19 protein-coding genes are annotated in these 19,376 nt (G+C 64.0%); 18 read left to right on the forward strand and 1 reads right to left on the reverse strand.

Going from position 1 to position 19,376, the window contains the following annotated elements:
* Positions 1-225 precede the first annotated feature (225 nt).
* The 3 genes from lepA to Q7S20_09005 are packed head-to-tail and all read left to right on the forward strand — an operon-like array spanning position 226 to position 4,098.
* Entirely contained in the window at positions 226-2,022 is a 1,797-nt protein-coding gene (gene lepA, locus Q7S20_08995) for a translation elongation factor 4 (GenBank protein MDO8501969.1), read from the forward strand.
* A 3-nt stretch (positions 2,023-2,025) separates the two neighbouring features.
* Positions 2,026-3,090 (forward strand): glycosyltransferase family 9 protein, encoded by a 1,065-nt coding sequence (locus Q7S20_09000; GenBank protein MDO8501970.1) that lies wholly within the window; start codon positions 2,026-2,028, stop codon positions 3,088-3,090.
* A 12-nt stretch (positions 3,091-3,102) separates the two neighbouring features.
* Entirely contained in the window at positions 3,103-4,098 is a 996-nt protein-coding gene (locus Q7S20_09005; protein MDO8501971.1) for an ROK family glucokinase, read from the forward strand.
* Positions 4,099-4,219: 121 nt separating this feature from the next.
* Here Q7S20_09005 and Q7S20_09010 read toward each other — a convergent pair whose 3' ends face one another.
* The gene (locus Q7S20_09010; GenBank protein ID MDO8501972.1) at positions 4,220-5,791 is read right to left on the reverse strand and encodes an alkaline phosphatase family protein; all 1,572 of its coding nucleotides are present in this window, start codon (positions 5,789-5,791) and stop codon (positions 4,220-4,222) included.
* Between the two features lie 67 nt (positions 5,792-5,858).
* Between Q7S20_09010 and Q7S20_09015 the strand changes: the two genes are divergently transcribed.
* The 15 genes from Q7S20_09015 to Q7S20_09085 all read left to right on the forward strand — a co-directional run bounded on the left by Q7S20_09015 (position 5,859) and on the right by Q7S20_09085 (position 18,908).
* Positions 5,859-6,881 carry a carbohydrate kinase family protein gene (locus Q7S20_09015; GenBank protein ID MDO8501973.1) on the forward strand — a complete coding sequence of 341 codons (1,023 nt, stop codon included), beginning with the start codon at positions 5,859-5,861 and terminating at the stop codon, positions 6,879-6,881.
* Positions 6,878-7,768 carry an ATP-binding protein gene (locus tag Q7S20_09020; protein ID MDO8501974.1) on the forward strand — a complete coding sequence of 297 codons (891 nt, stop codon included), beginning with the start codon at positions 6,878-6,880 and terminating at the stop codon, positions 7,766-7,768. Before Q7S20_09015 ends, Q7S20_09020 begins: the two co-directional genes overlap by 4 nt.
* Positions 7,765-8,394, forward strand: coding sequence for a hypothetical protein (locus Q7S20_09025; GenBank protein MDO8501975.1), 630 nt, complete (start codon positions 7,765-7,767; stop codon positions 8,392-8,394). Before Q7S20_09020 ends, Q7S20_09025 begins: the two co-directional genes overlap by 4 nt.
* The gene (locus Q7S20_09030) at positions 8,391-8,732 is read left to right on the forward strand and encodes a hypothetical protein (GenBank protein ID MDO8501976.1); all 342 of its coding nucleotides are present in this window, start codon (positions 8,391-8,393) and stop codon (positions 8,730-8,732) included. Before Q7S20_09025 ends, Q7S20_09030 begins: the two co-directional genes overlap by 4 nt.
* A complete protein-coding gene (locus Q7S20_09035; GenBank protein ID MDO8501977.1) occupies positions 8,732-9,901 on the forward strand; it encodes an aminotransferase class I/II-fold pyridoxal phosphate-dependent enzyme in 1,170 nt (389 codons plus the stop codon). The genes Q7S20_09030 and Q7S20_09035 overlap by 1 nt, the downstream gene beginning before the upstream one ends.
* A 6-nt stretch (positions 9,902-9,907) precedes the next feature.
* A complete protein-coding gene (gene ftsE / locus Q7S20_09040; GenBank protein MDO8501978.1) occupies positions 9,908-10,675 on the forward strand; it encodes a cell division ATP-binding protein FtsE in 768 nt (255 codons plus the stop codon).
* 1 nt (position 10,676) lies between these two features.
* A complete protein-coding gene (locus Q7S20_09045; GenBank protein ID MDO8501979.1) occupies positions 10,677-11,522 on the forward strand; it encodes a permease-like cell division protein FtsX in 846 nt (281 codons plus the stop codon).
* A gap of 95 nt (positions 11,523-11,617) precedes the next feature.
* Positions 11,618-12,802, forward strand: a complete 1,185-nt coding sequence (locus Q7S20_09050; protein ID MDO8501980.1) for a peptidoglycan DD-metalloendopeptidase family protein — start codon at positions 11,618-11,620, stop codon at positions 12,800-12,802.
* A complete protein-coding gene (locus Q7S20_09055) occupies positions 12,789-13,655 on the forward strand; it encodes a deoxyribonuclease IV (GenBank protein MDO8501981.1) in 867 nt (288 codons plus the stop codon). The genes Q7S20_09050 and Q7S20_09055 overlap by 14 nt, the downstream gene beginning before the upstream one ends.
* Before the next feature lie 47 nt (positions 13,656-13,702).
* Positions 13,703-14,059 (forward strand): hypothetical protein, encoded by a 357-nt coding sequence (locus Q7S20_09060; GenBank protein MDO8501982.1) that lies wholly within the window; start codon positions 13,703-13,705, stop codon positions 14,057-14,059.
* 107 nt (positions 14,060-14,166) lie between these two features.
* Entirely contained in the window at positions 14,167-15,483 is a 1,317-nt protein-coding gene (locus Q7S20_09065; GenBank protein MDO8501983.1) for a hypothetical protein, read from the forward strand.
* Positions 15,484-15,510: 27 nt separating this feature from the next.
* Positions 15,511-16,428, forward strand: coding sequence for a metal ABC transporter substrate-binding protein (locus Q7S20_09070; protein ID MDO8501984.1), 918 nt, complete (start codon positions 15,511-15,513; stop codon positions 16,426-16,428).
* Positions 16,425-17,258: a metal ABC transporter permease gene (locus Q7S20_09075; protein ID MDO8501985.1), complete on the forward strand. Its 834-nt coding sequence runs from the start codon at positions 16,425-16,427 to the stop codon at positions 17,256-17,258. The genes Q7S20_09070 and Q7S20_09075 overlap by 4 nt, the downstream gene beginning before the upstream one ends.
* A gap of 91 nt (positions 17,259-17,349) precedes the next feature.
* Positions 17,350-17,823 carry a BlaI/MecI/CopY family transcriptional regulator gene (locus Q7S20_09080; protein MDO8501986.1) on the forward strand — a complete coding sequence of 158 codons (474 nt, stop codon included), beginning with the start codon at positions 17,350-17,352 and terminating at the stop codon, positions 17,821-17,823.
* On the forward strand, positions 17,820-18,908 hold the full coding sequence (locus Q7S20_09085; protein ID MDO8501987.1) for a M56 family metallopeptidase: 1,089 nt from the start codon (positions 17,820-17,822) through the stop codon (positions 18,906-18,908). The genes Q7S20_09080 and Q7S20_09085 overlap by 4 nt, the downstream gene beginning before the upstream one ends.
* Positions 18,909-19,376: the final 468 nt, after the last annotated feature.

The following is a 19,376-nucleotide window of genomic DNA, read 5'->3' on the forward strand; positions in this document are numbered from 1 at the left end:
CTGCTGAAGCAATACGACGGCAACGGCTGATGGCCTTTCAGACCACGCCAACTGAGCAATCAGACCTTCCAATAACAACATGAACCCAAGGGGACATTTCTACTTTGTTAAGAGGGGGGACATTTCTACTTTGGTTTGACACGGCGTCGGGGGCGAGCGTAGCGCTCCGTTATATTTCGGGGTTGTCCCGGGATTCTGCCGGGACTGAAACGCCGGACTCTCCGCTTGAACCTCGATCACATAAGAAACTTCTGCATCGTCGCCCACATTGATCACGGCAAGTCCACCCTCGCGGACCGCCTGATCGAGGCCACCGGCATGCTGAAGAAGCGGGAGATGAAGGCGCAGGTGCTGGATACGCTCGACCTCGAGCGCGAGCGCGGCATCACCATCAAGCTGAATGCCGTGCGGATGACCTACAAGTCGCGCGACGGCGGCGCCTACGAGCTTAACCTCATTGACACACCGGGCCACGTGGACTTCACGTACGAGGTGTCGCGGTCGCTCGCCGCCTGCGAAGGCGCGATCCTCGTAGTGGACGCGTCGCAGGGAATTCAGGCGCAGACGCTGTCGAATCTGTTTCTTGCGCTCGACGCGGGGCTCGAGATCATCCCGGTGCTCAACAAGATTGACCTCCCGGGCGCCGAGCCGGAAAAGCGGAAGCAGGAGGTTAGCGATCTTCTCGGTGTGGATCCCGACGACATTCTGCTCGTCAGCGCCAAGGAAGGGCTCGGCATACCGGAGCTGCTCGAGCAGATCGTCCGCAAGGTTCCACCGCCGAAGGGAAATCCGGATGGCCCCTTTCGCGCGCTGATTTACGACTCGTATTACGACCGCTATCGCGGCGCGATCCCCAGCGTGCGCGTCGTGGACGGAACCATTCGCGCCGGCACGAAGATCACCTTCGGCGCGAGCGAGTCGGTCTATGAAGTGGCCGAGGTCGGCTACAACCAGCTGCGCCAGGTGAAGACCGACCAGCTCGGGCCGGGCGAAGTGGGCTACGTCGTCGCCAACGTTCGCTCGGTGAAGGAGACGCGCGCGGGCGACACGATCTTCGACGCCACCAATCACGCCCTCCAGGCGCTGCCAGGCTACCGCGACGTGCGCTCGTTCGTTTTCGCCGGCATCTATCCCACCGACACGCAGCAGTACGAGACGCTGCGCGACGCGCTGGAGAAGCTGCAGCTCAACGATGCGTCGCTCCAGTACGAGCCCGAGACATCCACCGCGCTCGGCTTCGGATTCCGCTGCGGATTCCTCGGGTTGCTGCACATGGAGATCGTGCAGCAGCGGCTCGAGCGCGAGTACGAGCTGGACCTCGTAACCACCGTGCCGAGCGTCGAATATCGCGTTTATCGAACCGACGGAGAGATGCAGCTCATCGAGAATCCGTCGCTGATGCCGCCGTCAACGGTCATTGATTACATCGAAGAGCCGTACGTCAAGGCGCGCATCATGGCTCCGTCAGAATACATCGGCCCGATCATGACGCTCGGGACCGAGCGCCGCGGCGTCTACAGGAACATGACGTACGTCGACCAGTCGCGCGTGGAGTTCGACTGGGAGTTTCCGCTGGGAGAGATCATCCTCGATTTCTTCGACCGGCTTAAGACGATCAGCCGCGGCTACGCTTCGCTCGACTACGAGATGCTCGAATACAGGCGGAGCGATCTGGTGAAGCTTGACATGCTGATCAACGGCGATCCGGTGGATGCCTTCTCGGTGATCATCCACCGCGACAAGGCGTACGAATGGGGGCGAAAGATCGCGGACAAGCTGAAGGAGCTGATCCCGCGCCAGCTTTTCGAGGTGGCGATCCAGGCGGCGATCGGGCAGAAGGTGATCGCGCGCACGACGGTGAAGCCGCTGCGCAAGGACGTGCTCGCCAAGTGCTACGGCGGCGACATCACCCGAAAGCGCAAGCTTCTCGAGAAGCAGAAGGAAGGAAAGAAGCGGATGAAGCAGGTCGGCTCCGTCGAGATTCCGCAGGAGGCGTTCCTCGCAGTGCTCCAGGTGGATTAGACGGTGAGCTCGCTCGTTGTGCAGACGAGCTTTCTCGGGGACGTAGTCCTCACCACACCGTTGATCGCCGAGCTGGCGACACGGGGGCCGGTAGACGTCCTCACCACTCCCGAAGGATCGGCGATTCTGTCCAACAATCCTTCGATCCGCAACGTCATGGTGTTCGACCGCCGTGAGGCCGATCGCGGCATCTTCGGTTTTGCGCGCACTGTTGGCCGCATCCGGCACGCGGGGCTCTACGGATCGCCGGAGGCGTCGGAGCCGATTCAAAACACGACGAACGGATTCTACGACGCCGCGTACCTGGCTCAGGGTTCGTTTCGCGGCGCGCTTCTCGTTCTGGCGACGGGGATCCGGACGCGGATCGGATTCAACACTTCAGAGGCACGCTGGCTGTACACGGACAGGGTGGAGTATCGCCCGGACCGGCATCACGCCGAGCGTCTGTGGTGGCTGTCCATGAGCGCGTGCGCCGATCCGCCGCTGCCGGAGCAGATCGCGCCCCGCCTCTTCCCTTCCGCCGACGATGACCGCGCCGCCGACGCGCTGCTGCGTGCGAATCTGGTCGATCGCGCGCGTCCGTTCATCGCCCTTGCGCCAGGCAGCGCGTGGGGGACGAAGCGGTGGCCGTTCTATCCGGAGCTCGCCGTCAGGATCGCCTCGGAGTTCAACGTGGTGGTCGTCGGCGGCAAAGGCGACGTCGCGACCGGCGACATGATCATATCCCGGCTGCCACAGGGATGCGGAGCGAATGCGGCCGGCCGGCTCGGCATCCTCGCATCCGCCGCGCTGATCGGCCGCGCGGCCGCGCTCGTCTCCAACGATTCCGCGCCGCAGCATCTCGCGTCGGCGACGAATACGCCGACGGTGAGCGTGTTCGGACCGACCGTGCCCCAGTTCGGATTCGGCCCGCTCGCGCGCGGCTCGACAGTTGCCGGCAGGGACAGTCTCGCGTGCAGGCCATGCGACAGGCATGGCCCGCAGCGGTGCCCGCTTGGACATTGGCGCTGCATGCGCGAACTTTCGTCGGACTACGTCTTCGATCTCCTCACGCAAACACACTCTTAAGCGAGCATCCGGGTGACAGTCAGAGAGCAGTTCATAGTCGGCATAGATCTTGGCGGGACCAACATCGCCGCCGGCGCGATGCCCACGGACGGAACGCGCGAGATCGCGATGAGGATGGTCCCGACGCGCGCGGAAGAAGGCGCCACCGCGGTGGTGGACCGGATCGCCTCGCTGATCGAGGACGTGATCGCCCAGACGCGCGCCGAGACCGGCGCCGACCGCAGCGATATTCTCGGGGTGGGCATTGGCTCCCCGGGCCCGCTCGACCGGGCCCGGGGAGTCGTCATCGTCACACCAAACCTTGGCTGGCGTGATTTCCCGCTGCGTGACGAAGTCGCCAGCCGCGTCAACCTCCCTGCCACGCTCGACAACGACGCCAACTGCGCGACCCTCGGCGAATGGTGGTGCGGAGCGGCGAAGGGAGGACGCAATGTCGTCGGTCTCACGATCGGAACGGGAATCGGAGGCGGGCTGATTCTCGATGGCAAGCTGTATCACGGCGCGTCCGACGCCGCCGGCGAGATCGGGCACACGACCATTGACAGCACCGGCCGCCGATGCAAGTGCGGCAACTACGGTTGCCTCGAGGCCTACACCTCCGGCCCCGCGATCGCCGAGCGCGCGCGGGAAGTGCTCGAGGGCGACGGCGATTCGATGATGCCATCAATGGTGGATGGCGACTTGAGCCGCATCACGGCGCAGACAGTCTTCGAAGCGTCGAAGCACGGTGACCGTGTCGCGCTGGACGTCGTGCGCGACACCGCCCACTTCCTCGGCGTGGGTATCTCGAACCTGATCAACATCTTCAACCCCGATACGTTCGTGATCGCGGGCGGAGTGACTCAGGCGGGCGATCTGTTGTTCGATCCACTGCGCGCCGAGGTGCGGAGGCGCGCGTTCAAGCCGTCGGTAGACGCGTGCCGCATCGTTCCGGGCTCACTTCCATTGTCAGCCGGCGTCGTCGGCGCGGTGGCGACGTTCAGGGCTCAGACGCTCGGAGATCTATAAGAGCGTTAACACAGATGGTACCGATGACCACAGATGGCACAGATGGCACAGATGAAAAGCGGAACTGCAACTTGTGCGTCATCTGTGCCATCTGTGGTAAATGCTTTTCCGCCGTCAGGTCTTACCGCGCCACCACGGCGCTGAGAACCTTCCCATCCAGATCCTTCGGAAAGGGAATCCCCAGCATCGTCGCGGCGGTCGGCGCGAAATCCACTGTCGCGGCGCGCGACGAATCGCGGCCGGCGGGAATGCCGGGACCCATGAAGATCATCGGAACGTGGCGATCGTACCAATAGGTCTGCCCGTGACTGCTCCCGCGAGGGCCCCCGAGAATTCCCGGGATGAAGCGGAATTCGACGCCCTGGCGGCTGAACGTTCCATCCTCCCGGCCGGGATAGAGCGAGCGCTTCTGCAGCACTGCGAAGCTGTCGGCAGCCTGACCGTTGAGGAGTTCTTCCTGCGTCCACGCATCGGCGACGAGCGGGAGCTTCCTGAGCGACTCGACGAGCTTGATCGCCGCCGCGCGCTTGTCGGGTGTGCGATCGGCCTCGGCCCTCAGTGAATCGAGCGTCGCAAACTCGCTCGGCGTAAGGCGGTGTCCGTACTCGCCGCGGGCCTGGAGATCCTCCGGACTGTCCAGCACGCCGTGATCCGCGCTGAGCATCACCGTCCACCGATCCTTCCCGACCTTCCGGTCGAGGAAATCGAAGAAGTCACCCAGTTCCCGGTCGAGTCTCAGCAGGTTGTCGAGCTGTTCGCGGCTGAGCGGACTGTAGCCGTGGCCGACACGATCGGTGGCGGACACCGAGACGTTGAGAAAATCGGGAACTCCGTCACGGCCCAGCTCGAGTGACGTCACGATCCTCTCGGCGAGCTCGAATGTCGCGGCGTCCAGGTTGGGCGTTGCCTCCCACCACGACCAGAACGGGATGGGCCCATGCTCCGCGGCGAAGCGATGCGGAAAAAAAGTGTGTGTGCCATCGCCCTCCGACGGAACGGTATCACGATCGGCGCGCGACAATGCGGTCGCCGGAACACGCAGGTCCCATACGGTGTCGGCTCTATGACGCTGAAGCTCGACACCGTTGAAGCTGCTGATCCACAGAGGATCGTTCCGCCGATAGTATGTGGAGGTCACGAACCGGCCGATCTGGCTGTCGAACCAGTACACGAATCCGTGCGTGTGGGCAGCGGAGTGAATCGCACCGCGGTCCTTGCCGGACACCGAGGCCACTCTCGAGCGGCGATCGGAGGATATCAACCAGTCCGCGAGACCGGTGCGCATGAGATAGTGCGGCGAGACACCGGGACGCCCGGGGCTGCCGGTGATGGTCACACCCGTATCTCCTACACTCGACACGAGCACCCATTTGCCATCCGACATCTGGTACCACTGATTCGCGATCACCCCATGGCGATTGGGATGCACGCCGGTCGAAAGCGTTGCATGGCCGACAGCCGTCTCCGTCGCGGCGTGATCGTGAGCCGCGTTGACGTATGAATGGCCCCCGTCCCGGAGCCGCTTGAATCCGCCGGTGAAGAGATCACCGTAGCGGTCGAGCAGGTCAGCGCGCAGCTGGTCCACGACGACAAGCACGATGAGCGGCGGCGGAGCCGGTCCGGCGGGCAGTGTGGACGGCGCGGGGTTCGAGGCGCACGCGGAAACAGCGAAAAGCGCGGCCGGGATCAACATGGTTCGAAATACTCTCATGCGATAAGCTTATACTCCGTCACCGACGCCGTCACCCAGAGGAAAATTCTTGGACCTTCGAGACAACCGCGAGCCCTTCGTTCCCACCGCGCGAGATGGACGCCGGCGCAGGGTCGGAGTCATCGGCAGCTTCGTGTGGGACGTCATTCACGGCCGCGATCCCCGCGACGACGCCGTCGAGGAATGGGGGGGCATCACGTATGCTCTGGGCGGATTCGAAGCTGCACTCCCGGCTTCGTGGGAGATCGTGCCAATCGTCAAGGTCGGCTACGACCTCGCTCCCCGCGCTCGTGATTTCCTGCACCGGCTCGAGCGCGTGGCGGATGACGCGGCTCCAATCGAGGTGCCCTATCCCAACAATCGCGTCACTCTTCATTACCAGAGCGCGGAGCGCCGGTGCGAGCGACTGAGCGGCGGTGTGCCGGGGTGGAGCTGGCGGGGGCTGAAACCGCTGCTCGCCGGCCTGGATGCGCTCTACATCAATCTCATCAGTGGATTCGAGCTGGACCTGGAGACGGCGCAGCTCATCAGGGCCCATTTCGCCGGGCCGATCTACTGCGACATGCACTCGCTGCTCCTTGCGCGCCAGCCCGATGGCATCCGCGCGCTCCAGCCGCTGCCAGACGCACCGGCATGGTTCAGGTGCTTCGACATCGTGCAGGTCAACGAGGACGAGATGGGCATGATGGCCCCTGATCCGCTCGCTCTCGCGGCCATGGCGACCGCTGCCGGAGTCAAGGCGCTCAACGTCACGCTGGGACCAAGAGGAGTGGTGTACGTGGCGGCACCAGGCTTCGACCGGTTATCGGATCTTGTTCGCAACGATCTCACCCCCGCAACGGGAGCGATCCGCACCGAGCTCATGCCCGCCATGCCCGCCCGGGATCTCTCCGGAGGCGATCCTACGGGATGCGGAGACGTGTGGGGGGCAACATATTTCTCACGCCTGCTTGCTGGAGACGACATCCGGTCCGCAATGCGCGCGGCGTCCGCCGCTGCGGCACGAAACGTAGACCACCGCGGAGCCACCGGGCTCGCGCAATACCTGAGAGGGGAATTGAGCGTCAAGTGACGACAATCATCATTGTGCCGCCATCACTCGACGACCAGTCCTTCGAGCAGATCTTCGATCAGCTTGCGCTGATCCCCCCGGACGAAAAAGTCCTTGTCGACGCGCGGCGAACCCGGTGGGCATCGCCGTTCGGGCTGACCGCGCTGCTCACGGTCGCACAGACGCGACTGGAGCGGCCCGCGCTGGCCATCCCCGAGAACGAGGACACCGCCTCGTACTGGGGGCGCGCGAGCTTCTTCAGGCACGCCGAAAGTCTTTACGACATCTCCGGCCGCGTCCCCCGCTCCCGACAGGCGTCGGAGTCGAGCGTATTGCTCGAAGTCACGCCGGTCGTCCATACACAGGACGTGCACACGGTCGTGGAGAACATCCAGCAGCGCGCCCGCGCCATCCTCCAGGAGAAGCTGCATCTCCAGTCGAAAGTCACGATGCGGTTCACCATGGCGCTGTCGGAGATATGCCAGAACGTCATCGAGCACGCGGGTACTGGCGGATGGGTCGCGGTTCAGGCATACAAGTGGCAGCAGCGTCTGGGAGGCAGGTCGGTGGTGGTGATAGCTGTCTGTGACGCGGGAATGGGATTTCGGAAGTCACTCGAGTCGGCGCACGGGTCAGAGCGCGACGACCGGTGGGGCGACCGGATGGCGCTCGAGGAGACCATGATGCGCGGCGTCTCGAGGTTCCGCGATCCGGGCCGCGGCCAGGGGCTCGCCGGCGTGAAGCGCTTCATCGGCAACTGGCAGGGCAAGTTCAGTGTTCGCAGCGGAACGGCCCGCATCGCCATCGTGCCCGAGTGGGACCAGGATGAGGTGATGAGGGAGGGGCTCGCTCCCTTCCCCGGCGCTCAGGTGCAGATCACGATCCCCGAAAGGATGCCCGACGCATGATCAGCCACATTGACGTGAGCTCGGTGCTCAGACGCAGCGTCTGCGACCTCTATTCCAATCTCGTCACGCGCCCCACCGGCGCGGCCGTTCGGATCGGCATCGAGCACCATCTCGACGAGATCGGCGACAACGCTCTTGCGGTGCTCGACTTCTCGCACGTCGGTCTGCTCGATTTTTCGTGCGCCGACGAGATTGTGGCGAAGCTGCTGATGCAGTACGTGAGCGTGGACATTCCGCGACGCGAAGTCTATTTCGTGTTTTACGGAATGAGCGAGTCGCACCTGGATGCAATCGAGGCGGTGCTCGAGCGCCACAGCCTGGCTCTCGTGACCCAGCTCGCCGGCTGCGATGCGCAGCTTATCGGCACGGTAGACGGAGACCAGCGCGCGGCGTGGGAAATGATCTGCGAGCTTGGCAGCGCGTGTCCAGCGGATCTTGCCAACGCCACGGGAATGCCCGCCGACAAAGCCGCGCGGACTCTCGAGACACTTTGGCGCCGGCGTCTGGTGATAAGGCAGGAAAGCGGGTATTTCCCCGTACGCGGTGCAACGAGCGGATTGAATCCCGGCGGATTGCTGGCCGACGATCGGGACACCTCCGGCGGGACGGGGGTAGAGGCGTCATGAAGCGAATCAGGCTGCCGGAAGCGAAGCTCAGTCTCGGATCGAGATTCCAGCCGCGGCTGAACGTCATCGAGCACGTCTCGACGAGGCGCGGCGACGCCGACCGCGGGCCTGTTGTTCGCCTGCGCGGCACCGAAGCGCGAAAGCGTCTCATCCACGATGGCGAGCTGGTGTGGGTCGCCGGTCCCCGCCGTCAGGAGCTGGCTCTCCTCGTCGTGGACGACAGCATTCCCGCAGGCCACGCGGCTTTGCGCGACATCGCCGGCGTGACGATCTCGGAAGCGGTGACGGTATCAAAGCCCGATACCGATACGCCCGTCGGCCGGCGGCACTTCGGCTGATGGCGGCATCGAAGAAGGCGCGCACGCCCGGACGCTCGACCATCGCCATCCACGGCGGTGAGGAGCACCGCGAGCCGGGGTCACCGGTCGCGGCCCCGCTCACCCAGTCGGTCAATTACGTGCAGGAGTTCGGACCGGCCGGTGCGGAAGCGCTGATCTACACGCGATATGGCAACACGCCCAACCAGCAGGCGGTTCAGAAGCGGCTCGCGATGCTCGAGGGCGCCGAGGCGGCTCTGGTACTGTCGAGCGGCATGGGCGCCACGGCGTGCGCGCTTCTCGCTCTGCTGCGCCCGGGAGATCACCTCCTCTCGAGCTCGTGGATCTACGGTGGCACGAGGCGCCTGTTCACGGAAGAGTTCGTCTCGATGGGAATCGAGGTCAGCTTTGCGAACCCCGACGAGCGCCGCGTCTGGCGGAACACGATTCGCCAGAATACGCGCGCCGTTTTCGTCGAGTCGCCGGTGAACCCTACGACCCGGGTGCTCGACCTTCCGCAGCTCGCGATTCTCGCGAAAACTCAGGGCGTCGCCCTGGTGGTAGATTCGACCCTCGCGAGCCCGATCAACAGCCGGCCGATCGAGCACGGCGCGGATGTGGTGATTCATTCCGCGACGAAGTACCTGAACGGACACCACGACATTCTCTGCGGCGTCGTGGCGGGGACATCGTCGTACATCGAGGAAGTGCGCCGAAAGATGATCGTGTGGGGTCAGGCTCCGGATCCATTCGCCTGCTGGCTTCTCGAGCGCGGGCTCAAGACTCTCGATGTCAGGGTGACGCGCGCCAACGAGAACGCGATGCGCGTCGCTGAATGGTGCGCGGCGCGGTCCGAGATCAGGAAGGTTCATTATGCCGGCCTTCCCGACCACCCCGATCACGCGCTGGCCAGGAAGCTCCTCGACGGATTCGGCGGCCTGATGTCCATCGAGCTCGAGGGCGGCGCGGCGGCCGCGGACAAGTTCATCCGGAAGCTGCGCATGATCATGCACGCCTCGAGCCTCGGCGGAGTGGACACCCTCGTCATCGAGCCGCGGTTCAGCTCGCACGCGCACATGACGAGCCAGGAGCGGGCGGCCGTCGGGATCCCTGACGGATTCCTCCGCCTGAGCATCGGCATCGAGAACGTCGAAGACATCATCGCCGACATCGCCCAGGCGCTTCAGTAGCGGAGCATGATCCGACTCCACGATGTCGCCAAGGAGTACACGCGAACCCGTGTAGCCCTCAGTCATGTGACCTTCCAGGTGAAGAGAGGCGAGTTCGTCTTCCTGATCGGGCCAAGCGGCTCCGGCAAGACGACGATCCTCAAGCTTCTGTACATGGAGGAGAAGCCGACGCATGGCGACGTGTGGGTGAATGGCGTCCACGCCACATCGGCAAAGCGGAAGGAGATCTCGCAGCTTCGCCGCAAGCTAGGAATCATCTTTCAGGATTTCCGTCTTCTCGAGGACAGAACGGCGGAGCAGAACGTGGCGTTCGCGCTGGAGGTTACCGGCGCGCCGGCGGCGACGATTCCGGCGCGCGTATCCCGCGTGATGACGCAGGTCGGTCTCGCTTCCAAGGCGACGCAGCTTCCACGGCAGCTGTCCGGAGGCGAGCAGCAGCGTGTGGCGATCGCGCGCTCTCTCGTGAACGATCCCTACTTTCTTCTCGCCGACGAGCCGACCGGTAATCTCGACGAGCGTGCGACGCGGGGCATCTTTCAGCTTCTGCGCGACATCAACTCGTCGGGCACGTCAGTGATCATGGCGACGCACGATCTGGAGATCGTGCGCAAGGCCGACGAAGCGCGCACGATCGAGCTCAATCACGGCCGCCTCGTGTTCGATTCCTCCGAGACGCCTCCGCCCGAGACGCGCTACACGCCACTGATCGGACAGCCGGCGATCGGCGGGCCGAACGAAGGTAACTGGCCGGCTCCCCCGAAGGAGCAGTCCTAGCGTGCTGTCTGTTCGCGAAGCGTGGAACGCGAGCCGGCGCGCGCCGCTGCTCAGCGCACTGGGTGTCATCACGATCGCTTTCTCGATTTTTGCGTTCGGCCTTTTCGCGCTCGTCGCCGTCAACATCAGGCATGCCCTCCGCACGGTGGAAGAGCGAGTGGAGGTGCGTGCGTTCGTTTCGGACGGCACGCCGGCCGAAGCCATCTCCGCCGCGATGGCGGACATCAGCTCGTTCCCCGAAGTCGCGAGGGTGGATTACGTCTCGCAGGAAGGCGCGCTGGAGCGCGCGCGCAAGGACATGGGAGAGTTCAGCGACGTCTTCGAGGAGGCGATGCTTCCGGCGTCGCTCGACATCCATCTGAAGGCGGGTCTCCGCGATCCGGGCAACGTGCGTGCAGTGGCCGAGCGGGTAAGGTCGTACGAGTTCGTGGACGACGTTCGCTACGGCGAGGAATGGGTCGAGAAGCTGTACCAGCTCCGCGGGGTCGCCGCGGGGACGGGTCTCGGGCTTGGGCTGGCGTTCGCCGCCGTGTCCATCATCATCATCGGCGCGACGACTCGCGTATCGGTGCTCGCCCGCGCGAGGGAGATCGCGATCATGCGCCTGGTGGGCGCGACCGACGGCTTCATCCGCGCGCCGTTTCTCATTGACGGCTTCGTCAAGGGAATCGTAGGCGGGCTGCTGGCGCTGCTTCTGACGTGGCTGGCATATCGCACGATCGACACCCGGTTCCTCGAGCTCGTGTTCTTCGACCAGCGTCTCATCATGATTGGGATTCTCTGCGGGGCGCTGATCGGCGTCGCGGGGAGCGCGACGTCGGTATGGAGCCACCTGCGCCACATCTAGGACCCGCTACCCGCTACCAGCTACCCGCTACCCGGTACCCGGTACCCGCTACCCGCTACCCGCTACCCGCTGCCCGGTACCCGCTACCCGTTGGCTTGAGCCTGCGCGCCGTGCTCGTCGCCGTGATCGCGATTCTTTCAGGCGGACCGCTCCACGCGCAGGATCAGAGCGACGCCCGCATCCACGCACAGCAGGAGGAGCTCGCCCGCATCCGGCGCGAGCGCGAGGAGCTGCAGCGCCGAATGCGCGGACTTCAGAGCCGGGTGCACGACATCAGCGAGGAAGTCACGAACATTGACCGGCAGCACGATGCGACGGTGCGCGTCGTACGCTCGCTCGATCAGCAGCTCACCACGCTCAACGGCGAAGTCGAGCACACGACGGCCAATCTCGTTCGCGCGCAGGATGAAGTGCAGGTCAAGCGAGCCATCCTGCGCAAGCGGCTCGTCGAGATCTACAAGCGCGGCCCGCTCTATTCGTTCGAGGTGATGCTGTCGGCGAGGTCGTTCGGCGATCTCGTCGCGAGGTACAAGTATCTCCACATCCTCGCCCAGCGCGACCGCACGGTGGTGCGCCGCGTGGACCAGCTGCGCGCATCCATCATTGGCCAGCGGCGGCAGCTCGTGTCGCTGCAGAGCGGCGTGGAGCAGAACCGGGTGGAGAAGGCGCGCGAGGCGGAGCGGCTGTCGGCGCTCGAGCAGCAACGGCAGAAAAGTCTTGTGAGGGCGCAACAGGACACAAAGAAGACGAAGGCGCGTCTCGCCCAGCTCGCGCGCAGCGAAGCGAGACTGAACAGCGTGATCGAAGGATTCGAGAGCGCCCGCCGGCGCGCGGCGGCGCGTCCGAACGCCGCGCCGTCGGCGCCGAGCTCGATCCGTACGAGCGACTACGGCAGGCTCGACTGGCCGGTGGATGGCTCGATCATCTACGGGTTTGGCCGCGTCGTGAATCCGAACAACACGACCACGCGCTGGAACGGCATCGGCATCGCGGCTTCATCGGGCACCGAAGTGAGGTCGGTTTCGGCGGGGGAGGTCGTGCTCGCCGACGTGATGGGCACGTATGGCAACACAGTTATCGTCGAGCACGGCGGTGGCGATTATTCGGTTTACGGCTCGCTGAGCCGCTTGAGCGTGTCAAAGGGCACGCGCGTCACGAAGGGACAGACACTCGGCTCCGTCGGAGCGACCGATCCTTCGCTCCCCCCGCACCTGCACTTCGAGATCAGACACGGCGGACCTGCGGTGGATCCGCTCGACTGGCTCCGTGGCTCGCGCTAGCAAGAAGCCGCAGGCGCCGCTCGGCGCGCACATCTCGATCGCAGGCGGGACGCACGAAGCCCCCCCGCGCGCGAGCACGATCGGCGCGACAGCAATGCAGATATTCACCAAGATGGCGAACCGCTGGGCTGAGCGCGCCTGCGAGGACGACGAGTGCAACGCATTCCGCACAGCGCTCGCCGATACCGGCGTACGCGAGATGTCGGCGCACGACAGCTATCTGATCAATCTCGCATCACCCAATCCGGTGCTTCGGGCGCGCTCGCTTGACTCGTTTCTGTCGGAGCTTCGTCGCTGCGAAGCGCTTGGACTGCAGTATCTCGTGTCGCACCCCGGCAACTACATGGACGACCGCGCCAGTGGACTTGCACGGAATGCCGAGGCGGTGGGCATCGCGCTCGAAACGGTGCCCGGCCGGACGATGGTGCTGATGGAGACGACGGCGGGCAGCGGGACCGCGATCGGCGCGAGCTTTGAGGAGATGGCGGAGCTGGTCGAGCTGATTCCAGCGACAGTGCGCGGACGCGCAGGCGTATGCGTGGACACGGCCCATATCTTCGCGGCGGGTTACGACATCGTGACCGATTACGACGGAGTGCTGGAACGTTTCGACGACGTAATCGGCCTCCGCCGGCTCCGCATGATGCACCTCAACGATTCCAAGGCGCCGCTCGGATCGCGCCGTGACCGGCACGAGCTCATTGCCGAAGGGGCGATCGGCGAGAGTGCATTCCGCCGCATCATGAACGACGATCGGCTTGCCGAAATCGCGAAGGTAATCGAGACGCCGAAGCTCGAGCCCGACGTAACCGACCGCACGATGCTCGAGCGGCTGCGCGGTTACATCGAGTAGGCGGAACGCTGGCCTTCGCGCCGGAACGCCACTACACTTCAGCGGGTATGAACTTCGTGCCTCACTCGCGTATGCTGCCGCGCGCACTGTGGCGGCCGGCGATTTTCTTCTTCGCGGTCGCGCAGCTGCTGCTCGCCTTCGCGCCCCTCCTGGAGGGGCGCCAGGGCTCCAATGCGCGCGCACACGTGGAAGAGGCCGGCACGACGCTTCACCACGCCCACAGCGAAGCCCGCTGCGCCGCATGCACGGCGCGCGTGCTCATGGGTTCCGCCGGGCCCGGCTCCAGCTACGATCCGGCGCTGCACCTCACACCGACGCGCATCACTCCGGCGGACGCTCCGTCTATCGAGCCAGTCTGGACGACACACTCCCGCTCACGCGCGCCTCCTGTAATCGCTGCGTAGCGAAGCCAGCCATCGGCGGGCTTTGGATGGGTGCGGGAACGTAACATGCGCGTCGGCCGACCGGCCTTCCGCGGTGTGTCTCAAACAAGACAAAAGGAAATTGAACGATGCGAGGACGCTCCATCCTCTGCGCATTCGGCCTGATCACGCCTTTGCTGGCACAGGCACAGGCGCCGCAGAAGAAAGACTCGTTGGCAAAGGCGGACAGCGCCGCGCGCGCTGATTCCATAGCGCTCGTGCATGAACTGGAAAAAGAGCTTGGTAAACCGGCCGGTGACAGTGGGGCGGCGGCACAGACGCCCCCACACGCGAGCGGTGGCTATATGAACATCGGCTTCGTTTCTCTGACGGACGCCGGCTGGTCCACAGAGCCTGATATCGGCTCGCTCGAGCGCGGCGATCACGATCCGCAAGTGCGCGGCTTCACCATTCCCAACACGGAGCTCGCGCTTGACGGAGCGGTGGATCCCTACTTCAAGGGGTTCAGCAACATCGTCTTCAAGCTCGACAAGAACGGTGAAACCGGTGTCGAGCTGGAAGAGGCTTTCGTGCTGACCACCTCGCTCCCCGCCAATCTCCAGCTCAAGGCCGGTCAGTTTTTCACTGAGTTCGGACGTCAGAATCCGCAGCACCCGCATTCCTGGGCTTTCGTTGACCAGCCTCTCGTGCTGAATCGCATGTTCGGACCAGACGGCCTTCGTAGCCAGGGCCTGCGGGTCTCATGGCTCGCGCCGACGCCGTTCTACACTGAGGCCCTGCTCAGCATCGTCAACAGCGCCGGCGGAGCGACATCCAGTTTTCGCTCGGAGGAGTCGCCGGAAATCCATGGTGGGAGAGCCACCGAGCGCGCAGTGAGAGGTCTTCAGGACATGCTGATCGTGCCGCGCCTCGCCACATCGTTCGACCTGACCGAAACGCAAACGCTCCTGCTCGGGGCATCAGCGGCATTCGGCCCCAACAACTCGGGGTCTTCGGCAAGGACGCGGATCTATGGCGTCGATGGCTACTGGAAATGGAAGCCTGCCGCTGCGCAGCAGGGATTCCCGTTCATCTCCATGCAGGGCGAGGCACTGCTCCGTCGGTATGACGCGGCGGAGCGCGTTTCTGCGGACGTGCCCACCGTCACGTTGCCAAACGAGACGCTCAAGGATCGGGGCGCTTACGCCCAGGTGTTGTGGGGGATCAAGCCTCGCATCGTGGCCGGGCTGCGCGGTGACTGGGCCAGGGGCGACGATGCGTCATTCGATTCGGAGCTGCGCGCCGATCGGTTTCGCGTGTCACCGAACTTCACGTGGTACCCTACCGAGTTCTCGAAATTCCGCGTGCAATACAATTACGACGATCGCAAAGAAATCGGCTCCGATCACTCGCTCTGGTTCCAGTTCGAGTTTCTGCTCGGCGCACATGCATCACACAAATTCTAAACAGTGCAAGACACAAAAATGAAAAGCATGAATCTCCATAGAATCGCCACTCTCGCGCTGATCGCGATTGCGGCTACTGGATCGTCGGCCGCTGCACAACTTCGCGTCGTCGCCACGACTCCCGATCTTGCATCGCTGGCCAGGGAGATCGGCGGAAATGTCGTCAACGTCACCGCGCTCGCCAAACCGACTGAGGATCCGCATTACGTCGATGCCAAGCCGAGCCACATCGTGACGCTCAACCGCGCGGACGTACTCATCGAGGGCGGCGCCGAGCTGGAGCTCGGATGGCTGCCGCCGCTGCTGGAGAGCTCGCGCAACGCCAGGATCGCCGCCGGCGCCCGGGGCCGCATCGTGGCTTCGACAGGCGTCAGGATGCTCGAGATTCCCACGAGCTTCGATCGCTCGAAGGGTGATGTGCACTCACTCGGCAATCCGCACTTTCTGGCCGATCCCGTAAGCGTCAAGATCGTTGCCCGGAGGATTTCCGACCACCTCGCGCAGGTGGATCCCAGGTTGGCGGCGAGCTACAAGGCCAATCTGGTAAGATTCAACGCCAGGATCGACGCGAAGATGGCTGAGTGGCAGCGGCAGCTTGCGCCGTTTCGCAACGCAAAGATCGTGACGTATCACAAGGACTTCGTCTACTTCGCCAACCGGTTCAACCTCGAGATCGTCGAAACCCTCGAGCCCAAGCCGGGCATCGCGCCTTCGCCCGCGCATCTCGCCAAGGTCATCGGCACAATGAAGGCGGAGAATGCGCGCGTGATACTCGTACAGCCCTACCAGAATCGCAGAACGGCAGAGACGGTCGCGCGTCAGGCTGGCGCGGTGGTGCTCGACATGCCTCAGCAGCCCGGGGCACGTCCCAACACCGGCACGTATTTCGACATGATGGACTACCTGGTGACTACGCTCGCCGCCGGATTACGGGGGCAGAAATGAGCGCGGACCTTCAGGTCGTCTGGGAGGTCATGAAATGGCCCCTCGCGGCGTGCCTCCTGTTTCCACCGCTGCTGGTCTATCTGGGTCTGCACGTCGTGAAGCGGGAGGTGATCTTCGTTGACCTCGCACTCGCGCAGGTGGCGACTCTGGGTACGTGTGTGGCGCTGCTGATGGGCTACCATTTCGATGACCGCATGACATTCTGGATTTCCCTCGCTGTGACGTTCGTGGGAGCGGCGTTCTTCAGCTGGTCGCGCAGCACGAAGAAAGGCGAAGTTCCGCAGGAAGCCATCATCGGCATCACGTTCGTCGTGGCCGCAGCAGGAGTCATATTGCTGCTGAGCAGGGTAGCGGGTGGAAAGGAAGAGCTCGAGCACCTGCTGACCGGCGACATTCTGAACGTGACGAAAGCGGAGATTGGCCAGCGTGCACTGCTCTTCGTGGCGCTCGGCGTTTTCTACGCGGCGTTTCATAAGCGCTTCGTCCTCATCTCGTCCGATCCTGAAAAGGCCTTTGCAAGCGGAATGCGCGTGCGGCTCTGGGACTTTCTGTTCTATGCAGCATTCGCGCTGGTAGTCGTGAGTTTTGTGCGCGTGGCAGGGGTGCTGCTGACCTTTGCTTATCTGATCGTGCCGGCGGTTTGCGGAACGATGCTCGCCCAGCAATGGATGAGGCGCCTGGCCATAGGGTGGGGGATCGCCGCTGCAGCGAGCTTGTTGGGACTGTGGGCGTCGTATCAGATGGACTTGCCTACCGGTGCTGCGATTGTATGCGCCTCTGGTCTGCTATTGGCCATCGTGAGCGTTCTGGCTGCGGCACGGCGGGCCTAGCCTGAAGAAGTTCAGCCGCTGCCTGGGTTTGCGAAACGCTGCCGCGTCAGTACTCTGCTGGTAGCGACAGCCCCGAACTGAAGGAGTGGAATTGGCTGAATCAGGAAACAGGGAAAGCTCACCGAAGCGCCGCGCGGCGGGCATTCATGACACGGTACGACTATCGGCGAGAGGGCTTGCCAAGGTGCTCGGCGACCTCGAAGCACGCGTCCTGCGCGCAGTCTGGAAAGCCGGAAAGCCTTCAACGGCGCGGGAGATCCACACCCGCGTCGTCCGGCAGCACAAGGTGGAGCTTCTGACCGTGATCACCGTGCTCAACAAGCTTGTCACCAAGGGAGTGCTGGTCAGAGCCAAGAAGGACGATCTCTTTCATTATAGGGCGCGCTCGAGCGAGAAGGAGTTCATGGCATCAGCGTCACGAAGAGTGGTAGAAGGAATTCTGGCGCTTGGTCCGCAGGCGGTGGCGGCTTCGCTCGTCGATGCTTTGGCAGAGCGAGACCCTGAGCAACTCGCCGAGCTAGGCCGTCTGGTGCGGCGGAAGCTGGCCGAGACCGACGACCGGTGACGACGCGCTCTCGGGGGCAGATTTCCGGGAGACTCCGCCTGCGCGAGAATCTGCACCGGCGCATGCTGCTCCTGAGCGCGGCGACACTGCTGCTCCTCGCAACGCTCCCCACCATTGCGCATCACCTCCCCATCGCCCTCGGCGAGCTTCCTGGAGTCCAGCACCTCTGGCGATTCTGCCTTGCGGCTCTCAACGACGTTCTGACGCCGGTCCACCGTGCGTTCCATATCGCTTTGGCGATCGGACTCGCTTATGCTTTCCGGGACAGGATCAAAGCAACACGATCATTGCGATCGGTTCTCGCCAACCTCGATGCGCAGTGCCCGCAGGAAGGGGACGCGATATGGAACGCTGCGATTGCGGCGGGCGTCGATCCGTCCATCGTGCGCATCGTCGCCGGCCTTCCCAACCCCGCTTTCACCGCCGGCGCGCTGGCGCCTCGTATATATGTAGCGTCGAACCTGGGAGCTCGCCTGTCAGCCGACGAGCTGGCTCTGGTTTTCGCGCACGAGGCTGCTCACGTTCGCCGCCGGGACCCGCTACGCCTTTCCATCTACCGCTTCCTGAGCTGCATGTTCTTCTGGATTCCGGCACTCCGCGCCTTGTCGGACGACATAGCGGACGAGGCTGAGATCGAGGCGGACGATTCCGCGGGGGCGCGCGCACCACTCATTCTTGCGTCGGCAATTCTCCGGCTGGCGGATTGCGGCGGATCTTCCCGGATTTTGTCCACCGTCGGATTCCAGAACCCCGACCTGCTGGAGCGAAGGGTCCGGAGACTGGCCGGCGAGGAGACTTCCCTCCCCACCCGGCTTACCCGGCTCTCGATCATCGGCGCCTGCCTTTCCGTCGCGCTAGTGTTCTCCTCCGGCCTCGCCGCGGCTGCGGGACCAGGCGGCCCTGCACACTGCCGGCACACTCACACGCTTCCATTCGCGCACCTGTTTGCAACGGAACAAACCGGCAGCACATGGAAAGCAGATGCCCGCACTCAGGATGAGCCTCGTCCACCCGCCGAATCCAACATTCACGGCTGGGACAAAGGGCAGCATTTCGTTATGTCGGGTCGCGCCTCGTCGTCGTAGGGGCAACCCTCATGATTGTTGGGTGTAACTCCGGACTTGTTTTCAAGGCCGGCGTCGGGCTAGAATCAGGGCAGCCGTGTACCATAAGGTGTTTCCATATTTAACGGATCAAGTGCTCTGAAATGTCCCTTCTTCGCAGGATAGCAGGCGTAATGGTTTCTCTCCTTCTGCTGCAGTCAAGCGTGACTGCGGTGGGTGGTGTGGCCTGCGCGTCAGCTTCCGAACGGATGGGTTCCGCGTCCTTGATGAACCACGGCTCCACGGCGATGCCGGGGACGCCCAGACCGGTGTCAGAATTCATTGTGTCGGTACTTGCGGATCAGCTCTGCGCAGATGCACACGGCGCAAGCTGCATCGCCATGGGGTCTTGCACTTCGACTGGCAGTCTTCCATCGGCGCGATCGATGGACTCGCCGCGGCCGCCCCCCGGTGCAACCGTGGCACTGCAGCCGAGCGCGATCCCGCAAA

The organism is Gemmatimonadaceae bacterium, from assembly GCA_030647905.1.
Classification (GTDB): Bacteria; Gemmatimonadota; Gemmatimonadetes; order Gemmatimonadales; family Gemmatimonadaceae; genus UBA4720.